The sequence below is a fragment of the Candidatus Fukatsuia symbiotica genome, assembly GCF_003122425.1.
GTDB classification, from domain to species: Bacteria; Pseudomonadota; Gammaproteobacteria; order Enterobacterales; family Enterobacteriaceae; genus Fukatsuia; species Fukatsuia symbiotica.
Window position 1 is genome coordinate 1,327,142 of record NZ_CP021659.1, and the last position, 18,284, is coordinate 1,345,425.

The following is an 18,284-nucleotide window of genomic DNA, read 5'->3' on the forward strand; positions in this document are numbered from 1 at the left end:
TGATGAGGTATGTCATCATCTTTTATGCCTTCAATATCAAATTTTAGTGGTAGGTTTAACAACGCAAAATGTGCCGCATTTGCGTACAAATAACGTGATTCCAGATCTTTTGCTCCCCAAGGTTCATTACTGTTTTCCCACATCGAAATAAGCTGGGAGGAAATGCCAATAGCGGAACGTTCGGTTGTATAAATTCCATGTCTTTGATTAGATCCGTTCGTTTTATACCTTCCCAAAATTCAAGAAATGAAAATATCACTTCATGTATAGAGTATAATATATTTTGGTGACACGATGCCTTAAGTGTTTTTTACTCTTTTTTTGCATAAGAAGTGTTATAAATGGTGATGTTCATAAATACATTTTTTCATTTATTTTCTTTGTGTATATAAATATGTTATTCATGAAATGCATGAATTGTGGCTAATCGTATTATGGAGTTAATGAAACCTACTTTAAAAACTATCGAGAAAGTAAAAGCTAAAATACTTAAATCATTTTTTGCTCTTTCAAAAGTGACAGGTTGAGGGGGGAAATTGGTGAGTATGATTTAATAAAAATGAAGAAAAAACAGTTTTAGCGCTGACAGTCAGGAGTTTTAGCGCTGCCGCCAGCTAATCACACAAACCTGTTCCGGAGGTCTATATGACTATGTTCGATCCTACCCAATTTACGTCGTTGTGCAAGGTATTTCCTAAATTAACACCCGTGCAAACAGAAACAGTTTTACTGTTTTTAATTGGCTATTAAAATAAATAAATCAAGTATTTACGAATTATTTTGGTTTTCCCGCATATCCAGCTCAAACTGGCAATGAGGAAACCTTAAACATTGAGTATCGATACGAAACCGTCCGGTTTCGTATACCCATGATCAACAATGTACGAAAGTAAGGGTAATTAATTTCGTACCTATGATATAATTCGTACATATATTTCGTACGGAAGCATCATCATGTCACGGGTTTTTGCCTACTGCCGGGTCTCCACGCTTGAACAAACGACCGACAATCAAAAAAGAGAAATCGAGACCGCCGGGTTTGCCATCAAGCCTCAGCGGTTTATTAGACCTCTTCGGAAACTCTGATTTATCTAATTTCCATGTTATAAATTGCTGCAATCAGATTAAATCGTAATCCAAAACGTTTTCGCCTGTTTCGATAACGATCTGATACGATTTTAAATCGTTTAATCATACCAATGACATTTTCGTTTAATACACGCTGGCTTGATAACTCACGATTGTTGCGTTTATCTTCTTTTGTTAAGGGATTTTTCTTTGTCTTTTTCTTAGGCAACGCCGAGTTTGAATGGATCTTGCCAAGCCCTTGGTAACCTGTATCTGTCACTGTTTTGATTTCAGGATGTATTCGCACGCCAGACTCTTTGAACAACCTAAAATCATGACGCCTCCCATGAGTAAAGCTTGTACAGATGACTGCTTTGCTTTTTTTATCGACGATCACTTGGGTTTTTAAGGTGGGTCGTTTCTTTTTTCCTGAGTAAAACTGCTTTTGTTTTTTTGGGGACGTTCAATCGGCGTTTCTGTGGCATCAATAAGAACGAGCTCATACTCCCTATCACTTTTTAATAAAGCTTTGCGTCCAGGGAGTGCAAAATCAGGATGCTTTATTAGCGTATTTTCTATCCATTTAATCGTTTCATAGCAGGTGCTCTCACTCACCCCATCGCTTCGGCTAACATGAAAATAAGTGCGATATTCCCGTAGATACTCAAGGGCCATTAATAAGCGATCTTCTAAACCCAGCTTGGGTTTCCGACCTCCTTTCCCTTGCTTACATTTATCTGCTTCATTCAATATCTTTATCATCTTTTCAAATGTACTGCGTTTAACTCCGGTTAAGCGCCGAAATTTTTCCTCTTCCAATACCTTTATTTGTTCATATTTCATGGGGGCTCCTTGTTCAGGAGATTTTTACCAACATTCCTACATGAATGCTATAGCAGGCGCCGTATCAGTTGATTATGAAAATCAGAAATAACATATTGATATTAATTAATATTTATTAACAAAAGTGATCACGTTACATGGCGCCTGCTATAGTTTCCGAAGAGGTCTAATATCTTTATCATCTTTTCAAATGTACTGTGTTTAATTCCGGTTAAGCGCCGAAATTTTTCCTCTTCCAGTACCTTGAGTCCCTCATATTTCATAGGAGCTCCTTGTTCAGGAGATTTTTAACAAAATTCCTACATGAATGCTAGTTTCCGAAGAAGTCTAATGAAAGGCGAGATCAAACGCCGCCAGAAAGAGAAAACTAAACCAGATGAATCAAAAGGTTGATTCCCGATAGCTAAACGCTCTTCAGCCAAAATGACACATGATGAATTAATTGCAAAAATGCTCACTGATCCGGCAGTCTGTGCAGAACACGAGCGCCTTGAATGTGGAGGGTTCGTTTTACTTGATGAGATCCTTGCTGCTCGGCATAACACGGAATTGACGCAAGCACAGCTGGAAATCAACTTTGTGTAGTTCATCGTGCTTTCAACAGCATATCTCCTCATCACGCCACCTCCTCACGTGATTCTATAATGCGTTGATTAATCCATTCATCCACTTCACTTTCGATAAAAGCGATAGCGCGCGTGCCAATCTTTACCGGCACAGGAAAACGATGTTGACTGATAAGACGGTAAATCCATGCCTTACTGTAACCAGTACGGCGCTGGACTTCGGGTAAACGGATAAATAATTGCGGCATGTAGCCTCCTGTTTATGTTGAGATCACAGGAGACATAGTTAATGATCGAAGAAAAGGAAAATAGATGGAAAGGGTTGCTATGGGGGATAACCGTTTTCCCTTAAAAGGTGGCTAGGTTTTCCGGGTTGTAATAACGCATTGATGCGTAGATTATCATCATTTTTGCAAAGCTTGCCAAAAAAGGCAGGAGCTCTTAATTTATATCTAATACATGGAGTTATATTCAGTTACTGCCTTTTTTTAGGCCGCCCTTTATTTCTCAGTGTAAAGGGTCTCAGTATTAAATCAACGGCTTGAGCAATGTTATTAGATGCTCCCTTTCTTTCCAGATACGTTACTATTTCTGATTTTGATGGCGCAGTATTGGGATCATTTTCATCATAGGTTAACCAAAATTGGTTGATAGCATCGTCGACAAACTCCAAACCTTCTGACCGGTGTGTGGTTTCAAGCAAAGCACGTGAGGGAGGAGCATTAAAATGATTGCGGTTGATAGTCTTTGTTTTTACAGATTGATGAGGAATGATGGGCTTCGGTTTGCTAACAAAATGTACCTTTTCCTGCGCTGTCCAACAGAAGAGAGAATCCCTTGTAATGATGGTTTTTATTTTACTGACTTCTTTGCTTCTGTCCGTCGGCTTCATTTCTTCGTATACCACAACACACTCGCCTCCCCATACTCCGTTTTCCCAAATCGTTTCTTCGCTGACACATTTAACGACAGATAAAACCCCTCGCCTTATCGCGCTCACCATACCGGATGCGAACCCCCAGGCATCTTTCCAGCGGGGATGAGGTAATTTCCGTGCTTCCTCAATGCCACCCAAAAAATCGAGCGGATCGATCCCGGCTAATAATAAAGCGGCTTGCTCTATCGAAAACTCCTGTACCGTTTTCCAGTGTGTCAAATCGGGAATATCATCTAAAGTAGGCATACCTTGCCCCCATCCTTGTGTCGTCCTTGAAAATTATGTTTGTTTTTCGGGGGTAAGCCTAAACATAACCTGTTTTTTAATGCCTATTTTATCTAGCATTGTCTACTGACCCAGCCCTAAGCTGATTGGCTAAATCGACTTTGCATCACATTTTTAGTCCGTGCAAATTCATAGGGGGTGATAGCGCAGTCTCTATTCGCATCCAAATAATCTGCCCACCATTGCACCATTAAACGTCTTTCTTCTAGGTGTTCAGATGTGTGGATGTACGCCGCACGAACCCCATTGCGCTCTGTATGGCTCATTTGGCGCTCTATAGCATCTTCAGCCCACAGACCTGATTCCCCCATAGCACCCCGAGCCATCGTCCTGAATCCATGCCCACACACTTCCGTTTGTGTGTTATAGCCCATCACTCGCAGTGCATTATTCACCGTGTTCTCACTCATTACCCTACTTGGATCATGGTCGCCCGGGAAAAGTCGTTGATTATCTCCGCTCAGTTCTTTGAGTTGCTGTAAAACATCCATAGCTTGCCTACTCAACGGGACAAGGTGAGCCGTTTTCATTTTCATACCACGGTAAGAATACCGTACCCCTTTGATTGGCTCCCGCTCACCGGGGATTTCCCAGACAGAGCGATCAAAGTCAATCTCATACCAGCATGCAAAACGTAGCTCACTAGAACGAACAAAAGTGAATAAAGTCAATTCCACTGCCAAACGTGTCATTTTTCTGCCACGATAACCGCTTATGCGGGCTAATAATTCAGGAAATCGACCAGGTGGCAATGCGGGGTAATGCTTAACTTTAGTTGTCGATAACGCTCCCGCCATATCTGTAGCGGGATTGCTGTCGATAATGTCGTTTTGTACAGCATAACGCATAATAGCCGTCACTCGCTGCTGAAGTCGTTGTGCTACATCGTGTTTTCCTGACTCATCCACCACCCGAATAGGTGCTAATAGATGGCTAGTCTTTAACTGACGGATATCCGTTTTACCGAGATGAGGAAGAATATATTGTTCAAGACTACGCAGTACTAGTGCCCTGTTATATTCACCCCATCGTTTATTACTGGCGTGCCATCTTCGTGCTATTTTTTCAAAAGTGAATTCACCTGTTACTTCTGCTTGTGTTTCCCTCTTTACTGCTTTGGGATCGACACCGTTGGCAATGAGTTTTTTCGCTTCATCACGTTTAGCCCGCGCATCAGCAAGTGAAACCAGCGGATAGACACCAAAGGCTAATCTATCTTCTTTTTTATCGGTAGGACGGCGGTATTTCATGCGCCAATATTTTGAGCCGCGAGGAGTGACCTCTAGATACAATCCTCCACCGTCAGTGATTTTATAGGGTTTATCCTGGGGTTTTGCTGTCTCTATCTGTCGGGCATTGAGTTTCATTGGGGGCACATTATTTATCGAATCGGCTGATGCCCCCAATTATGCCCCCACTTGAGGGTAGAATGCAATAGACGACGGTTGACCTTGGTAGACTGGTTTTGCTCGATATATTAAGGAGTTACGGGGAAAAATAGACTTGAGTAGACCGCTGTAAACTTGTTAATGGTGCCGAAGGCCGGAATCGAACCGGCATGCCCAGAGGGCGGTTGATTTTGAGTCAACTGCGTCTACCGATTTCGCCACTTCGGCATCAAAGTCGTGTTCGGAAAACGAGGGCGATTATACCCGCCATTGCTGTGTATGCAACTGTTATTCCGTTTACTTTTATCTAACTGTCGAAAAAAAAATCATCAATGACGTCTTAACAAAAAATACAAGCTAATCAATAGGAAAAGGATACTTGGGGACAACGCACTTATGACCGGTGAGATCTTATATACCAGGCTGAGTGACCCAACAATTTGATTTAGTACATAAAAAATAAAACCAACAAAGATCCCTGTCACCACTCTGACTCCCATAGGTACAGTCCGTAAAGGGCCAAAAATAAACGAAAGTGCCAGCAACATCATGACTGCAACCGAAATGGGAGAAAATATTTTGCTCCACATGTTTAATTGATAGCGGTTTGATTCTTGTTGGCTTTGTTTCAAATATTTGATGTAGTTATATAATCCACTGATAGAAAGGGAATCTAAATCCATCGTCACAATACCTAATTTATCTGGTGTGAGATTTGTTTTCCATTGTCCGGTTAAAGTTTGCGATCCGCCAATTTGTTTCACGTCCCTTAAATCAGATTCATTAACCTGGAAAAGCTGCCAAAGGTTGTCTTGAAATGTTGCCCTAGCAGCATAACGCACAGACAACAAACGATTCTGCTGGTCGAAGTGGTAAATATTCACTCCACTTAATGTGTTATCATTCGATACCCGATTGATATAGACGAAATCTGTGCCATCCTTTGCCCACAAGCTTGATTGGGTAGTAAGTAAAGCGCCCCCGAACATTCTTTGTGTGCGATAGCTACGAGCAATTTGATCACCTTGTGGAGCAATCCATTCACCTATTGCCATCGTCAACAGTACTAATGGAAGGGCAGTCTTCATCACCGCTGCTGCTATTTGTATACGGGTAAAGCCTGAAGCCTGCATGACCACTAACTCACTGCGTGACGCCAAAGTACCTAGCCCTAATAAAGCACCAAGCAGTGCTGCCATAGGAAAAAATATTTCAATATCTTTCGGTACACTGAGTAAAGTGTAGATGCCCGCACTCATCACTGAGTACTCACCTTGGCCCACTTTACGTAACTGCTCGACAAATTTGATGATGCCAGACAAAGAAATGAGCATAAATAGCGTCATCAGAATGGTATACAAAATAGTTCGACCGACATAACGATCTAATACACCAAACATCAGGCAGCACCTCTTAAACTACTACGGAAATGAGCACGTAATTTACGCATTGCCAAGCTATCCCACATGTTGAGTATTATTGCTAATGCTAGATAGGCGCCATTAATCATCCATAACCAAAGTAATGGATCTAATCTGCCCTTGCCTGCATTAGAGCGCAGTGAACTCTGAAATAGAAAGAAAATTAAATATAACAATATAGCCGGCAACATGCTTAATACCCTGCCTTGACGCGGATTAACCACACTCAGTGGCACCACCAGCAGTGCCATAATCACCACGGCAATAATTAATGTTAGACGCCAGTGAAACTCGGCACGTGCATCTGGATGATCAGAATGCCATAAACTGCTTATCGACATTTGCTCAGATGCGCTGCTACTTGGTGTGATCGATTGGCGACCAATGGTCGCTTGATAGTCTTCGAAATCCGTGATTCGGAAATCGCGTAGTAGAGCAGTTCCCTCATAGCGAGTTCCTTTATCTAGAGTCACCACTTGAGAACCATCTGTGTGCTCCGACATGTGACCACTCTCAGCTACCACAATCGACGGCCGCTGATTGCCGTTTGGTCGTAATTGTGCCAAAAATACCTGATTGAATTTCTTACCGTTCACATTGCCGACAAAGAGCACCGCATTACCATCTTTTGATGATTGGAACTGTCCTTCAAGTAAAGCAGCTAAGGTTGGGTTGGCTTGTGCATTGCTGAGCACTTTTTCTTGATATTTCATAGACCAAGGGCCTAACCAAAGCGTATTGACTGCCGCTAGCACAGCAGTTATCAGTGCCAGGCTTAATGCTGCTAGAATGAGAGATTTTTTACCCAAACCACAGGCATGTATTGCAGTGATTTCACTCTCTGTGTACATTTTACCATATGTCATTAGCAGGCTAAGAAATAAGCTTAATGGTAGGATTAATTGTGCCATTTCTGGCAGCCCTAATCCTAAAAGGGAAAAAACTAGATTTGTTGGGATGTCACCGTTAACTGCCGCCCCCAATACCACCACCAATTTCTGGCTAAAGAAAATTAGTAGCAGGATAAATAGAATTGCAATTTGGCTTTTAACTGTTTCTTTTACCAAATATCTGATGATGATCACGCTGATTACACCTGTGAGAACTTGTCTTTTTGCAGGAAAGCCGATAATTTCTTCGTTAATCTGCTATTTGTCTTAATAATATGGCAGTTTTGACCGCCAACAAACGTAGCATTACAGCAGAGAGCATTATAGTACGTGGTATTACAGCATCTAGCACTTCGCTGTGCTACAAAAAACAGACTGCTAGTCGTTAAAGTAATTTGTCGTCACTTAAGGTAACTTGTAGCCAGGGTAAGGTAAAGAGTCGCCCCAAAAAAATAATTTATGCCATCGAGACTGATACAAGTTGTTAACACGATGGGAAGGAGCATCATGGAACGCTGTATTTTGGGCGTTAATTCCCCACCCTTGAAAGATTTAGGAGAGTACATGGACTTCAGTGTAAAGAAATGTAACCTGGAAGAGAAATACGATGCCTGTGTTGTTGTTGGCGTTTTCGAAGCTCATCATTTATCTTCAAGTGCTGAAAAACTCGATAAAGTGAGTGATAGCTACATCAGTGGTTTTTTGAGTCGTGGAGAACTTGAAGGCAAGGTAGGGCAAACGTTATTGCTGCATAATTTATTGCAACAAGATATTTCTAGAGCTTCTTTTGGGCGTATTTTGTTAATCGGCTGTGGTAAAAAATCTGAGTTTGATGAACGTCAATATAAGAAGGTGATGCAAAAAACGATTCGCACCCTTAACGAGATTGGTGCGACGGAAGCGCTCTGTTGCTTGACTGAGTTGCCAGTCGAAGGGCGCAATACTTATTGGAAAGTACGTCAAGCAGTAGAAGCAATTCAGGAAACACTTTATACCTTCGACCAACTTAAAAGTAAAAAAATAGGGCCACGTCGCCCACTGAAAAAAATAATATTTAACCTCACCGAGAGCTCCGAATTAGATAGTAGTGATCGTGCCCTTACTCATGCTCTAGCAGTCGCTTCAGGTATCAAAAAGGCAAAAGATTTAGCTAATATGCCGCCAAACATCTGTAATGCAGCGTATCTGGCTAAACATGTTCGTGAACTGGAGAAGGTTTATAGTGCCATCACCACCGAGGTGGTTGACGAAAAGGAAATGAAAGAGCTGGGTATGAACGCTTATCTGGCGGTTGGGCAAGGTTCACAAAATGATTCACTCATGTCGATCATCAAATATAATGGCAATCCGGACCAAAATGTAAAACCCATCGTTCTGGTAGGTAAAGGGTTGACTTTCGATTCAGGTGGCATCTCTCTTAAGCCCGGCGAAAGCATGGACGAGATGAAATATGACATGTGTGGGGCTGCAACTGTGTATGGTGTTATGTGTGCACTGGCGCAATTGCAATTGCCACTCAATGTTGTTGGTGTTCTGGCAGGCTGCGAAAATATGCCTGATGGGAACGCCTATCGTCCAGGTGATATATTAACCACTATGTCGGGTCAGACAGTAGAAGTACTCAATACTGATGCCGAAGGCCGTATGGTACTTTGCGATGTTCTGACGTATGTAGAACGTTTCGATCCAGAATTAGTGATCGATATTGCTACTTTAACCGGAGCCTGTGTGATCGCTTTAGGTCATCACATCACGGGGTTGATGTCTAATAATACGCCATTAGCAGACGAATTAATCGGCGTCTCTGAACAGGCAGGCGATCGTGCATGGCGTTTACCACTGGGTGACGAGTATTGTGAGCAACTTGACTCCAACTTCGCTGATATGGCGAATATTGGCGGCCGCCCAGCGGGTGCCATCACCGCCGGTTGTTTTTTGTCACGTTTTGCTACTAAATATCACTGGGCGCATTTAGATATTGCGGGTACAGCTTGGTGTTCGGGTAAAAATAAAGGTGCCACTGGTCGTCCTGTAGCATTGTTAGCACAGTTCCTGCTAAATCGGGCAGAGTCAAACGGAGAGGGTTAACTTGTAGTTAAGAGATGATTCTATGTTATTGATACATTAATGTGAGGTGATTCTCTAGCAAGATTTTAATACCTTATGTCTGTTGCGCGCTATAATGCGCGCACGTCTCTTAGAGCCTGTTCCAAATCTTCTTGAGCGACGCTCAGTTAACGTTCATTTGTATTATCCGTGGACCACAGCAACCGAGCATTTTTTACCAATCCTTATTTGATATACCCAGTGTTGATTTGTTCCGAGTAGACTCCTTGTATACCCTTCGCCTTTCAAGTTACGGCGGCGTTGGCGGCTCGCACTCATCCCTGTCATGTACTACCTGTACACTCCTGGGATTTGATTGATTGCCGCCTTGCCGTAACTCGAAATTCATTGGGTATATACCCTTCAGTTCGAAATTAGACGAGGGGATAAATGCAATAATTGTCTTGAAAGAAGGGAGAGAGTTCTATCTCCAACCGGTGAAAAATTTTAATAAACTTGTTGCCTAACAAAAAAAGAACGTGTTTTAAGCATTTTTAGGAGTGCGTTTTACATTGCTTTGTGCGAAAAAATCGCTTAGAAGCCCTTCTATGACACCCATTGTTGCTTAATAAGTACCGAGCCACTATTAGGCAACAGGTCTAATAACAGGCTGATGATCAATATAAGTTATATAATTACATACATAATTAGCGATAATGACGAACTATAATATGCTTATGTAAGTATATTGGGGAAAACTAGAATGTTGATTGTAATCAAGCATTCACTTAGGGCGTTAATGCCACGTCGTGTCTTGGCCTGGAGTTTGATCCCGGTGTTTTCCGCATCGGCAATCACCTCCGGTTTGTCTGTGGATGTTACTTCCCCACCTATGGAAAAGGTGATGGAGATGACGGTATCGGGTGCACCCGTAGACGTGGTTCTGTCAGAGACGTTGCCTAAAAATATCACACCTTATTATTTCTCTGCACTGGAAGCACTTTATACGGCAAATAATTGGCAACCCATGTGGCAAGATCCGACGGCAATACAGCGTTTTCAGCAGCAATTAACTGAATTGGCTATTTCGGGCATCCAACCGCAATTTATTCAATGGGTCAAATGGTTAAGTGATCCCTCGGTAAATGGAATGGCACGTGACATAGTATTATCTGATGCAATGTTAGGTTACCTTCATTTCGTTGCCGGCGTAGCGGCGCACGGTAATTTGTGGTTGTACGATGACGCTCCCTATAAAATGGGGATGCCTCCCGTCTCATTATTAGATCGTTGGCAGCAGGCGATACATCAGGGTGATACAGCAGCTTACTTCAGTTCACTGGCACCGCAACACCCACAATATGAAAAAATGCATCAGGCGCTGAAAAAACTGCTGGCTGATCGACAATTGTGGCCGCAATTGCCTGATGGCTTGGCCTTACGACCTGGTCAGATAAGTGCAGCTATTCCTGCACTGCATAATATTCTCTCTCGTTCTGGTATGTTGCGGACGATAAGCACATCAGCGACAAAATCATCAGAAGCTATGCTGAATGGTAATGATTTCTTGACCGATGGGACAACAGCACCCTCAGAGCAGGCATCAATTCGCACGCGCTCTGCAAGTGACAATCGCTATAACCCAACTTTAGTAGCGGCAGTGAAGCGTTTCCAACAATCGAAGGGATTAACCCCTGACGGTGTTATCGGGGCACGTACTCGTGAATGGCTAAATGTCTCGCCACAGATGCGAGCTAATTTATTAGCACTCAATATTCAGCGTTTGCGTCTGCTCCCAAGTAATATCGAGAGCGGTATCATGGTAAATATTGCTGATTACTCACTGGATTATTATCAAAATGGCCGTGAAATATTGTCATCGCGGGTTATTGTAGGACGACCCAGTCGCAAAACACCTTTAATGAGCAGTGCATTAAGCAATGTGGTGGTTAATCCGCCTTGGAACGTCCCTACCTCGATGGTGAGACATGACATTGTGCCAAAAGCAAGATACGATGCCAGTTACTTTCAACGCCACGGTTATACCGTTTTAGCTAATTGGAATAACACTACCGAAGTGATAAATCCGGCAAAAATAAATTGGAATGTAGTTTCTGCCAATAATTTTCCTTATCGTCTACGCCAAGCGCCAGGGGCGAATAACTCGTTGGGAAGATACAAATTTAATATGCCAAGTTCAGATGCCATTTATTTGCATGACACTCCCAATCATAATTTATTCCAGAAAGATATGCTCGCATTAAGTTCAGGTTGTGTACGGGTTAATAAAGCTTCGGTATTGGCCAAGATTTTATTAAAGGATGCCGGTTGGGATGACGCCCGTTTATCTAGTGTCCTACAACAAGGAAATACTACTTACGTTAATATCCGTCAACATATTCCAGTGTTACTTTATTATTTGACGGCATGGATTGCTAAAGATGGTCAGCCGCAGTTTCGGAAAGATATTTATAGTTACGATACCATGGCACGCTCTGGCACACAGATTTCATCACAAGCAGAAGTTTTAATGCAATAAATATATTAAAAATAAATATAATTTATTATGTATCCAACCATTATAGACTAAGATATTTATGAAGCATCATTAATTTCATATTTTGTTTATTTGTATTTTTCAAAATTTTACACTAGTATCTGTACCCCTCCTCAGGGAGTACCATAAGTATAACGAAAGCACATTTAATTCAATTTAATATATAAGGATGTAATATGTCTACGCCAATGGCAACACCTGTACTTAGGGCTGCAGAGATGAGAAAGCAAGGTCGACGTGAGGAAATTTTTCCTGTCAGGTTCAAGGCTGAAACTATCAATACGAAAAACAAATTGCTTCTTTCAGCAAGCAAGCCAGATCTGGTTTCTGATTATACAAATGACCTGACGTCAGTAGATAAATTAACCATATTGATATCAGGATCGAAATTCAGTTTATTCAGTGCTCCATCTGCTATTCTCGCTCAAATTGGTATTTCTGTAACGGGTAATTCTGTTCCTCCTGTGGCGTCGAAAATCCTGCAGTGGTAGCAAAAACGTATTATTTTGTTAATAACCATAATATGTAAGCCAAACAAAAAGATATTTGTTTGGCTTCTCCTTATTACCTTACCCTCAAGATTTTATCCGTAATAATGGGTATATCACTGTGGTTCTCCACTATCGCCTCCGGCAAATTTTTCGCCCGCCGGTCAAAAATTCTTGCCGAATAGTTTGAGCCTTCAGAGTACGTTCAGATTGTTGAATGAAGAGTTGTAGGTCTGTTTTTTTAGCTAAATACAGATATTTACAATTAGGATAATACGTTGTGATTGAACAGACAAATTTCATGATAGGAAAAAGATTTTATTCAATAAAAATATGAAAAATCAATCAGTAATCTAGTAGATATTTAATGCTATATTAGGGGGCTTCTGTATTATTTATTGTAAATAGCCTAAAGTATTATGATTAATGTACCTTGACTGCTTTTCTGTGAAAGGTTAAGGTACATAACGCTTGATTATTGAGCATACATTATCAATACACAGTATAAGCAGATAATCAAGCAAATCGTTTTAATATTATTAGGTACAATAGAAAAGATGGAAAAAATAGATAATCATCGCCGTAAATGGCTAACTTTGGGTGGTGCTGCGCTGGGTATTTCACTGTTGCCACATAAAACGCTGGCTACTCTTTCTACTTCACGACCGCGCTTATTAAAATTGAATAATCTTCATACTGGTGAATCAATTAAATCCGAGTATTTTAATGGTCATAGTTATAATAAAAAAGAGCTCACTTGTTTGAACTATTTTTTTCGTGATTTTCGTGCCAATGAGGTAAAACATATCGATCCTAATTTATTTGATCAGCTTTATCGCCTACAACTTTTACTCGATACCAATAAGCCTGTGCAACTTGTATCCGGTTATCGCTCACCCAAGACTAATAATGCTTTGCGTCAGCGTAGCAGTGGTGTCGCTAAACACAGTCTTCATACGTTAGGGAAAGCGATGGACTTTCATATTGAAGGTGTTGCACTGAATACTATCCGTAAAGCAGCGCTAAACATACGTGCCGGTGGTGTCGGTTATTATCCCCGCAGTAATTTTGTGCATATAGACACTGGGCAAGTAAGAGCCTGGTAATTGTATAGAAGAAATTAGGGTATTATTGCTATTTCTTTTTGTACATAGCACGAGGTTCAGCCTGAGATGAAGTATAAAATTATTCCGGTAACGGCATTTAAACAAAATTGTTCATTGGTTTGGTGCGAGAATACTTGTGAAGCGGCGTTGGTCGATCCGGGTGGAGAAGCGGATAAGTTGATTGACGAAATAAAACAGCAAAAATTGATCGTCAGTCAAATCTTATTGACCCATGGTCATTTAGATCACGTCGGTGCTGCTGCCGAATTGGCACAACGTCTGCAGGTACCCATTAATGGCCCGTCGATAGAAGATAATTTTTTATTATCGGAATTACCCGCCCACAGCCGGATGTTTGGCTTTGAAGAATGTCAGCCGTTTACACCGGACCGCTGGTTACAGGAAGATGATCAGATCAGTATCGGTAATATGTGTTTCACTGTTTTACATTGTCCCGGTCATACGCCAGGTCATATCGTTTTTATCAACCATGAAGCCAGCTTCGCTTTGGTGGGGGATGTTATCTTTAATGGTAGTGTTGGGCGCAGTGACTTTCCTCGTGGTGATCACCAACAGCTTATTGACTCCATCCGCAACAAATTGTTACCGCTTGGCGACAACATCACTTTTATCCCTGGTCATGGGGCGATTTCTACTTTTGGTAATGAGAGAAAAAATAATCCTTTTATTCGTTAACTTATTGTACGCGATCTACTCTGAATATACCCAATGAATTTCGAGTTACGGCCAGGCGGCAATCAATCGAATCCCAGGAGTGTACAAATAGTACATGACTGGGATGAGTGCGAGCAGCCAACGCTGCCGTAACTTGAAAGGCGAAGGGTATATTACTCATTCCTACTTTGGATAGGTTATAAAAAGGCTAACCACCATGAATAAAATAGCGTTGTATTGCCGTGCAGGTTTTGAAAAGGAGTGTGCGGCAGAAATCACAGCGAAGGCCACCGAACAGGGTGTATTTGGTTTTGCTCGGGTAAAAGAAAATTGTGGCTATGTATTGTTCGAATGTCAGCAACATGAAGATGCTGATAATTTACTTAAACAATTGCCTTTTCAAGATCTTGTTTTTGCTCGCCAAATGATAGTCGTTGGGGAGCTACTGCGTAATTTGCCACCCAATGATCGGATATCACCGATTGTTGGCATGTTAACCGATGTAATTGAAAACGCAGGCGAGTTAAGAGTTGAAGTCGCTGACACCAATGAAAGCAAAGCGTTACTGAAATTTTGTCGTAAGTTAACTGTCCCCTTACGTAACCGCTTACGTGAACAAAAACTGTTATTGATGAATGAGACGCGCTACCGTCCAGTGATACATGTATTTTTTATCGCTTCAGGTTGTTGTTACGTCGGCTACTCTTACAGTAATAATAATTCGCCCTTCTACATGGGTATACCACGCCTCAAATTTCCTGCTGATGCACCCAGTCGTTCAACATTAAAACTGGAAGAAGCGTTTCATCTTTTTATCCCTTTTGATGAATGGGGAGAACGGATAGCCAATGGCATGTATGCTGTGGATCTTGGCGCTTGCCCTGGCGGTTGGACGCATCAATTAGTGCAACGCGGTATGATGGTACAGGCAGTGGATAATGGAACCATGGCTGCAAGTTTGATGGATGGTGGTCAAGTGACTCACCATCGTGCTGATGGTTTTAGATATGAGCCAACACGCAACAATATCTACTGGTTAGTCTGCGATATGGTGGAACAACCGGTACGTGTGACTGCTTTGATTAGCAAATGGTTAATCAAGGGGTGGTGCCGTGAGGCTATTTTCAACCTTAAATTACCGATGAAAAAACGTTACCAGGAAGTATTACAAAACTTGGCAACCTTAAAGCAGAAACTTACCGTCGAGGGCATTAATGCTCAAATTCAGGCAAAACAGCTTTATCATGATCGAGAAGAAGTGACGGTACATGTCCGACGTGTCTGGTCGGCAGTAGCGGGTCGCCGTGATGAACGGCAGTAAATAAGCATTTTGATACCATTTTTGATCAAGTATTAGTAAGCGCAACAAGACTTCGAATGGCTTTCGGCCTTAGTTGCGCTACAACGTCAATCATTGCCGAGCCAGGCGTCCAGTTGCTGGCGTGAAGTCGGTATTAGAGCGCCAAGGATTGATATCTAACCCACCGCGTCGAGTATAACGGGCGTAAACGGAAAGTTGTTCCGGTCGACAAAAATTTATTAAATCATTGAAAATCCGTTCTACACAATGTTCATGAAACTCATTATGGTGGCGGAAAGACACAAGATAATGCAACAACGCTGCGCGGTTAATTTTTTTTCCACGGTAATAAATTTGTACCGACCCCCAATCTGGCTGATTAGTAATTAAACAATTCGATTTAAGTAAATGGCTAACCAGCGTTTCTTCGACGATTGACTCACCACAAGCGGTTTGTAGGTATTTAGTGCTAAATGCATAATCATCAATACTGATATCTTCTTGATCTATACATTCACCAGATAAATTTGTTATTGACTGATTCACTATTTCATCAAGGTGCCGTAGGGTTACGCTAACGTCACTTTCGGCACGAGTGGATAAATCGTTTTTCAGTCTGTCAGCTACCGTTTCCCAGTTTAAAAAACGAGTTTGGTTAAAACTATTGAGATAAAGTTTAAAACTTTTCGATTCAATCAAATAAGGACTATCGGCTTTAATGCTAATTTCACCCACTGCGACTTGAGGTACCCCCTTGTTATTTAGCCAGGATAATTCGTAAAGGGTCCAAATATCAGCGCCGTGAAATGGCAAGTTATCGGGACATAGGCCAATCTGTTCACGATTTGTACTACGGGGAAGCGTTTGTAATAAAGTCTCATCATATTGGTCTTTGAACTTTGTTACTTTACCGAGTGTCAGTTTCGAGAATACTTGAGAAGTGTGATAGGAAGACATGCCGTTTTCTCTCCGTAAGAGCCTGTTTATCACTAAGTGCAATTTAATTGAAATATTTAAGCGTGTCAGTCTAACACCGACTAGACTGGTGTGTAGAAAAAAATAAATTGATTAGCTCATTGCGGTAGTGCGTTACAACAGCTTGTTACAACAAGAGTGTATTGCTGACTACTGCTTTCGGTGATTATTTGAACGTAATTCGTTTTCTACGGTGGACGCGGGTGTAGGATATTTCTCACACTAACTGTGAGATATCACTTATTTTTATAAAATATGATTTCAGTATTTAATACTTATTTTTAATAAAATCATTGTATTACAGATTACTTTTTTTTTTTTACGGAAAATTTATATATAAGAAGCTTTACAGCATATTGTCTCTGTTGGTGAATTAATGCATTCTCTTGCTATCAGGTGGATGGGATCGTAGTTTGTACGACGTAAATGTCGTCATCGCTGATCACTGTCGAGGTGGGTTACTGCCCGACTTTAATCCCTGCGTAGGAAATATGTAGATTAATCAGGATGGTGTTAGTTGTCTTGGATTATTCGCAGAAAAAACTAAGGATTAATACCAAGGGGGTATGAAACAACGACAAGGATGTCTGGTTAGGATGACCACAGGGACAAGTTTTCAAGGATGAGCAGGGAGCAGCTTTTTAGCAGGATTGCTATAAAACGAATTAAGGGGTACTAATTAAACGGTGCCCCTTTTTTTTTGTGTTGATGATAAGTTTAATTCTTCGTATCAACCACGTAATAGTTCGTTAATACTGACTTTAGCACGCGTTTTCGCGTCCACTTTTTTTACAATTACCGCACAGTACAAACTGTATTTACCGTCTTTGGATGGCAGATTACCTGATACTACAACCGAACCTGCGGGGATGCGACCATAATGAGTCTCACCCGTTTGGCGATCATAGATAGCAGTACTTTGGCCAAGATATACGCCCATAGAAATCACCGAGTTTTCTTCCACAATAACGCCTTCAACCACTTCTGAACGAGCGCCGATAAAGCAATTATCTTCAATAATAGTCGGATTAGCTTGTAGCGGTTCCAGCACCCCGCCGATACCGACTCCTCCAGAGAGGTGAACATTTTTACCTATTTGTGCACAGGATCCGACAGTTGCCCAAGTATCGACCATCGTACCTTGGTCAATAAACGCGCCAATATTAACATAAGACGGCATCAAAACGGTATCTCGTGCAATAAAAGCCCCTTTACGTACAGCTGCGGGTGGAACGATGCGCGCATTCGTACACTGAAAGCGTGCCTGATCATAATCAGCAAATTTCATGGGTACTTTGTCGTAATAGTGTGTTTCAGCACCTACAATTAGCTGATTATTATTGATACGAAAAAAAAGTAACACCGCTTTTTTTAGCCATTGATGGGTGATCCATCGGCCATCAATTTTTTCTGCTACTCGTAGTTTTCCGTTATCTAATTGGTTAATTGTACGATTAATGGCATCACAGGTTAGCGGATCTACATTTGTGGCTGTTATCTCACTGCGGCGTTCGAAAGCTCGTTCAATAACGGTTTGCAGTTGCTGCATGTTGTTTTTTTTCCTTCAGGTAATAAAAAATAATGGTGAGCTATGTGTTAGAACCTGTTCGGAATCTCTTGTGCTCGCCGTGTTTTGGTCAAGTCATTTGTCAAAAACGCTCTCAATATGCTCATTGACTCCCTTTTGTTGTATACAAAGAGTAGATTGCGCTTTTTCTCGCGTTTTTTCCTCGTCTGAG

The 18,284-nt window shown here is 41.5% G+C and carries 15 protein-coding genes, 1 tRNA gene and 2 pseudogenes; 8 read left to right on the forward strand and 10 right to left on the reverse strand.

The window, feature by feature from the left end; translation table 11 throughout:
* Positions 1–954: 954 nt before the first annotated feature.
* Positions 955–1,065 (forward strand): annotated as a pseudogene (locus CCS41_RS16570) (recombinase family protein); the annotation flags it as partial.
* A 22-nt stretch (positions 1,066–1,087) separates the two neighbouring features.
* On the opposite strand, the gene CCS41_RS06740 reads toward CCS41_RS16570, so the two are convergent.
* Positions 1,088–1,911, reverse strand: a protein-coding gene (locus CCS41_RS06740; protein ID WP_240313793.1) for an IS5 family transposase whose coding sequence is annotated in 2 segments (ribosomal slippage) — positions 1,088–1,524 and positions 1,524–1,911 — 825 coding nt in all. Because the reading frame shifts where the segments join, the coding sequence is not laid out codon by codon here.
* Positions 1,912–2,075: 164 nt separating this feature from the next.
* A pseudogene (locus CCS41_RS06745) lies at positions 2,076–2,174 on the reverse strand (IS5/IS1182 family transposase); the annotation flags it as partial.
* 160 nt (positions 2,175–2,334) lie between these two features.
* Between CCS41_RS06745 and CCS41_RS06750 the strand changes: the two are divergent.
* On the forward strand, positions 2,335–2,496 hold the full coding sequence (locus CCS41_RS06750) for a hypothetical protein (RefSeq protein WP_162860018.1): 162 nt from the start codon (positions 2,335–2,337) through the stop codon (positions 2,494–2,496).
* A 31-nt stretch (positions 2,497–2,527) separates the two neighbouring features.
* Here the strand turns inward: CCS41_RS06750 and CCS41_RS06755 are convergent, their stop codons facing one another.
* The 6 genes from CCS41_RS06755 to lptF form a co-directional block, all read right to left on the reverse strand.
* Positions 2,528–2,725 (reverse strand): helix-turn-helix transcriptional regulator, encoded by a 198-nt coding sequence (locus CCS41_RS06755; RefSeq protein WP_072550837.1) that lies wholly within the window; start codon positions 2,723–2,725, stop codon positions 2,528–2,530.
* 227 nt (positions 2,726–2,952) lie between these two features.
* The gene (locus CCS41_RS06760; RefSeq protein ID WP_072550836.1) at positions 2,953–3,660 is read right to left on the reverse strand and encodes a hypothetical protein; all 708 of its coding nucleotides are present in this window, start codon (positions 3,658–3,660) and stop codon (positions 2,953–2,955) included.
* 116 nt (positions 3,661–3,776) lie between these two features.
* Positions 3,777–5,066 carry a tyrosine-type recombinase/integrase gene (locus tag CCS41_RS06765; RefSeq protein ID WP_072550835.1) on the reverse strand — a complete coding sequence of 430 codons (1,290 nt, stop codon included), beginning with the start codon at positions 5,064–5,066 and terminating at the stop codon, positions 3,777–3,779.
* 163 nt (positions 5,067–5,229) lie between these two features.
* Positions 5,230–5,315: transfer RNA gene (locus CCS41_RS06770), tRNA-Leu, on the reverse strand.
* A 101-nt stretch (positions 5,316–5,416) separates the two neighbouring features.
* The gene (gene lptG / locus CCS41_RS06775; RefSeq protein ID WP_072550834.1) at positions 5,417–6,487 is read right to left on the reverse strand and encodes an LPS export ABC transporter permease LptG; all 1,071 of its coding nucleotides are present in this window, start codon (positions 6,485–6,487) and stop codon (positions 5,417–5,419) included.
* Positions 6,487–7,593 carry an LPS export ABC transporter permease LptF gene (gene lptF, locus CCS41_RS06780; RefSeq protein WP_072550833.1) on the reverse strand — a complete coding sequence of 369 codons (1,107 nt, stop codon included), beginning with the start codon at positions 7,591–7,593 and terminating at the stop codon, positions 6,487–6,489. The genes lptG and lptF overlap by 1 nt, the downstream gene beginning before the upstream one ends.
* 369 nt (positions 7,594–7,962) lie before the next feature.
* On the opposite strand from lptF, the gene pepA reads away from it, so the two are divergent.
* From pepA to rlmM, 6 genes are all read left to right on the forward strand, one after another.
* Positions 7,963–9,486, forward strand: a complete 1,524-nt coding sequence (gene pepA / locus CCS41_RS06785; protein ID WP_072550839.1) for a leucyl aminopeptidase — start codon at positions 7,963–7,965, stop codon at positions 9,484–9,486.
* Positions 9,487–10,354: 868 nt separating this feature from the next.
* Positions 10,355–11,983 carry a L,D-transpeptidase gene (ldtD, locus tag CCS41_RS06790; protein ID WP_477021201.1) on the forward strand — a complete coding sequence of 543 codons (1,629 nt, stop codon included), beginning with the start codon at positions 10,355–10,357 and terminating at the stop codon, positions 11,981–11,983.
* A 194-nt stretch (positions 11,984–12,177) separates the two neighbouring features.
* Positions 12,178–12,492, forward strand: coding sequence for a hypothetical protein (locus CCS41_RS06795; protein ID WP_119797418.1), 315 nt, complete (start codon positions 12,178–12,180; stop codon positions 12,490–12,492).
* Positions 12,493–13,046: 554 nt separating this feature from the next.
* Positions 13,047–13,595: a peptidoglycan L,D-endopeptidase MepK gene (gene mepK / locus CCS41_RS06800; RefSeq protein ID WP_072550830.1), complete on the forward strand. Its 549-nt coding sequence runs from the start codon at positions 13,047–13,049 to the stop codon at positions 13,593–13,595.
* 66 nt (positions 13,596–13,661) lie between these two features.
* On the forward strand, positions 13,662–14,291 hold the full coding sequence (locus CCS41_RS06805) for an MBL fold metallo-hydrolase (RefSeq protein WP_072550829.1): 630 nt from the start codon (positions 13,662–13,664) through the stop codon (positions 14,289–14,291).
* Between the two features lie 196 nt (positions 14,292–14,487).
* The gene (gene rlmM, locus CCS41_RS06810) at positions 14,488–15,591 is read left to right on the forward strand and encodes a 23S rRNA (cytidine(2498)-2'-O)-methyltransferase RlmM (RefSeq protein WP_072550828.1); all 1,104 of its coding nucleotides are present in this window, start codon (positions 14,488–14,490) and stop codon (positions 15,589–15,591) included.
* 90 nt (positions 15,592–15,681) lie between these two features.
* Here the strand turns inward: rlmM and queF are convergent, their stop codons facing one another.
* Both queF and dapD read right to left on the reverse strand, forming a co-directional pair.
* Positions 15,682–16,527 (reverse strand): NADPH-dependent 7-cyano-7-deazaguanine reductase QueF, encoded by an 846-nt coding sequence (gene queF / locus CCS41_RS06815; protein WP_072550827.1) that lies wholly within the window; start codon positions 16,525–16,527, stop codon positions 15,682–15,684.
* Between the two features lie 748 nt (positions 16,528–17,275).
* The gene (gene dapD, locus CCS41_RS06820) at positions 17,276–18,094 is read right to left on the reverse strand and encodes a 2,3,4,5-tetrahydropyridine-2,6-dicarboxylate N-succinyltransferase (RefSeq protein ID WP_072550826.1); all 819 of its coding nucleotides are present in this window, start codon (positions 18,092–18,094) and stop codon (positions 17,276–17,278) included.
* Between the last annotated feature and the right edge of the window lie 190 nt (positions 18,095–18,284).

Excerpts from the sequence above, each read along its gene's own strand:
- CCS41_RS06805 (WP_072550829.1), top strand. The coding sequence starts at position 13,662 with ATGAAGTATAAAATTATTCCGGTAACGGCATTTAAACAAAATTGTTCA.
- CCS41_RS06755 (WP_072550837.1), bottom strand. The coding sequence starts at position 2,725 with ATGCCGCAATTATTTATCCGTTTACCCGAAGTCCAGCGCCGTACTGGT.
- pepA (WP_072550839.1), top strand. The coding sequence starts at position 7,963 with ATGGACTTCAGTGTAAAGAAATGTAACCTGGAAGAGAAATACGATGCC.
- CCS41_RS06765 (WP_072550835.1), bottom strand. The coding sequence starts at position 5,066 with ATGAAACTCAATGCCCGACAGATAGAGACAGCAAAACCCCAGGATAAA.
- CCS41_RS06760 (WP_072550836.1), bottom strand. The coding sequence starts at position 3,660 with ATGCCTACTTTAGATGATATTCCCGATTTGACACACTGGAAAACGGTA.
- dapD (WP_072550826.1), bottom strand. The coding sequence starts at position 18,094 with ATGCAGCAACTGCAAACCGTTATTGAACGAGCTTTCGAACGCCGCAGT.
- ldtD (WP_477021201.1), top strand. The coding sequence starts at position 10,355 with ATGACGGTATCGGGTGCACCCGTAGACGTGGTTCTGTCAGAGACGTTG.
- lptG (WP_072550834.1), bottom strand. The coding sequence starts at position 6,487 with ATGTTTGGTGTATTAGATCGTTATGTCGGTCGAACTATTTTGTATACC.
- mepK (WP_072550830.1), top strand. The coding sequence starts at position 13,047 with ATGGAAAAAATAGATAATCATCGCCGTAAATGGCTAACTTTGGGTGGT.
- queF (WP_072550827.1), bottom strand. The coding sequence starts at position 16,527 with ATGTCTTCCTATCACACTTCTCAAGTATTCTCGAAACTGACACTCGGT.
- CCS41_RS06795 (WP_119797418.1), top strand. The coding sequence starts at position 12,178 with ATGTCTACGCCAATGGCAACACCTGTACTTAGGGCTGCAGAGATGAGA.
- rlmM (WP_072550828.1), top strand. The coding sequence starts at position 14,488 with ATGAATAAAATAGCGTTGTATTGCCGTGCAGGTTTTGAAAAGGAGTGT.
- CCS41_RS06750 (WP_162860018.1), top strand. The coding sequence starts at position 2,335 with ATGACACATGATGAATTAATTGCAAAAATGCTCACTGATCCGGCAGTC.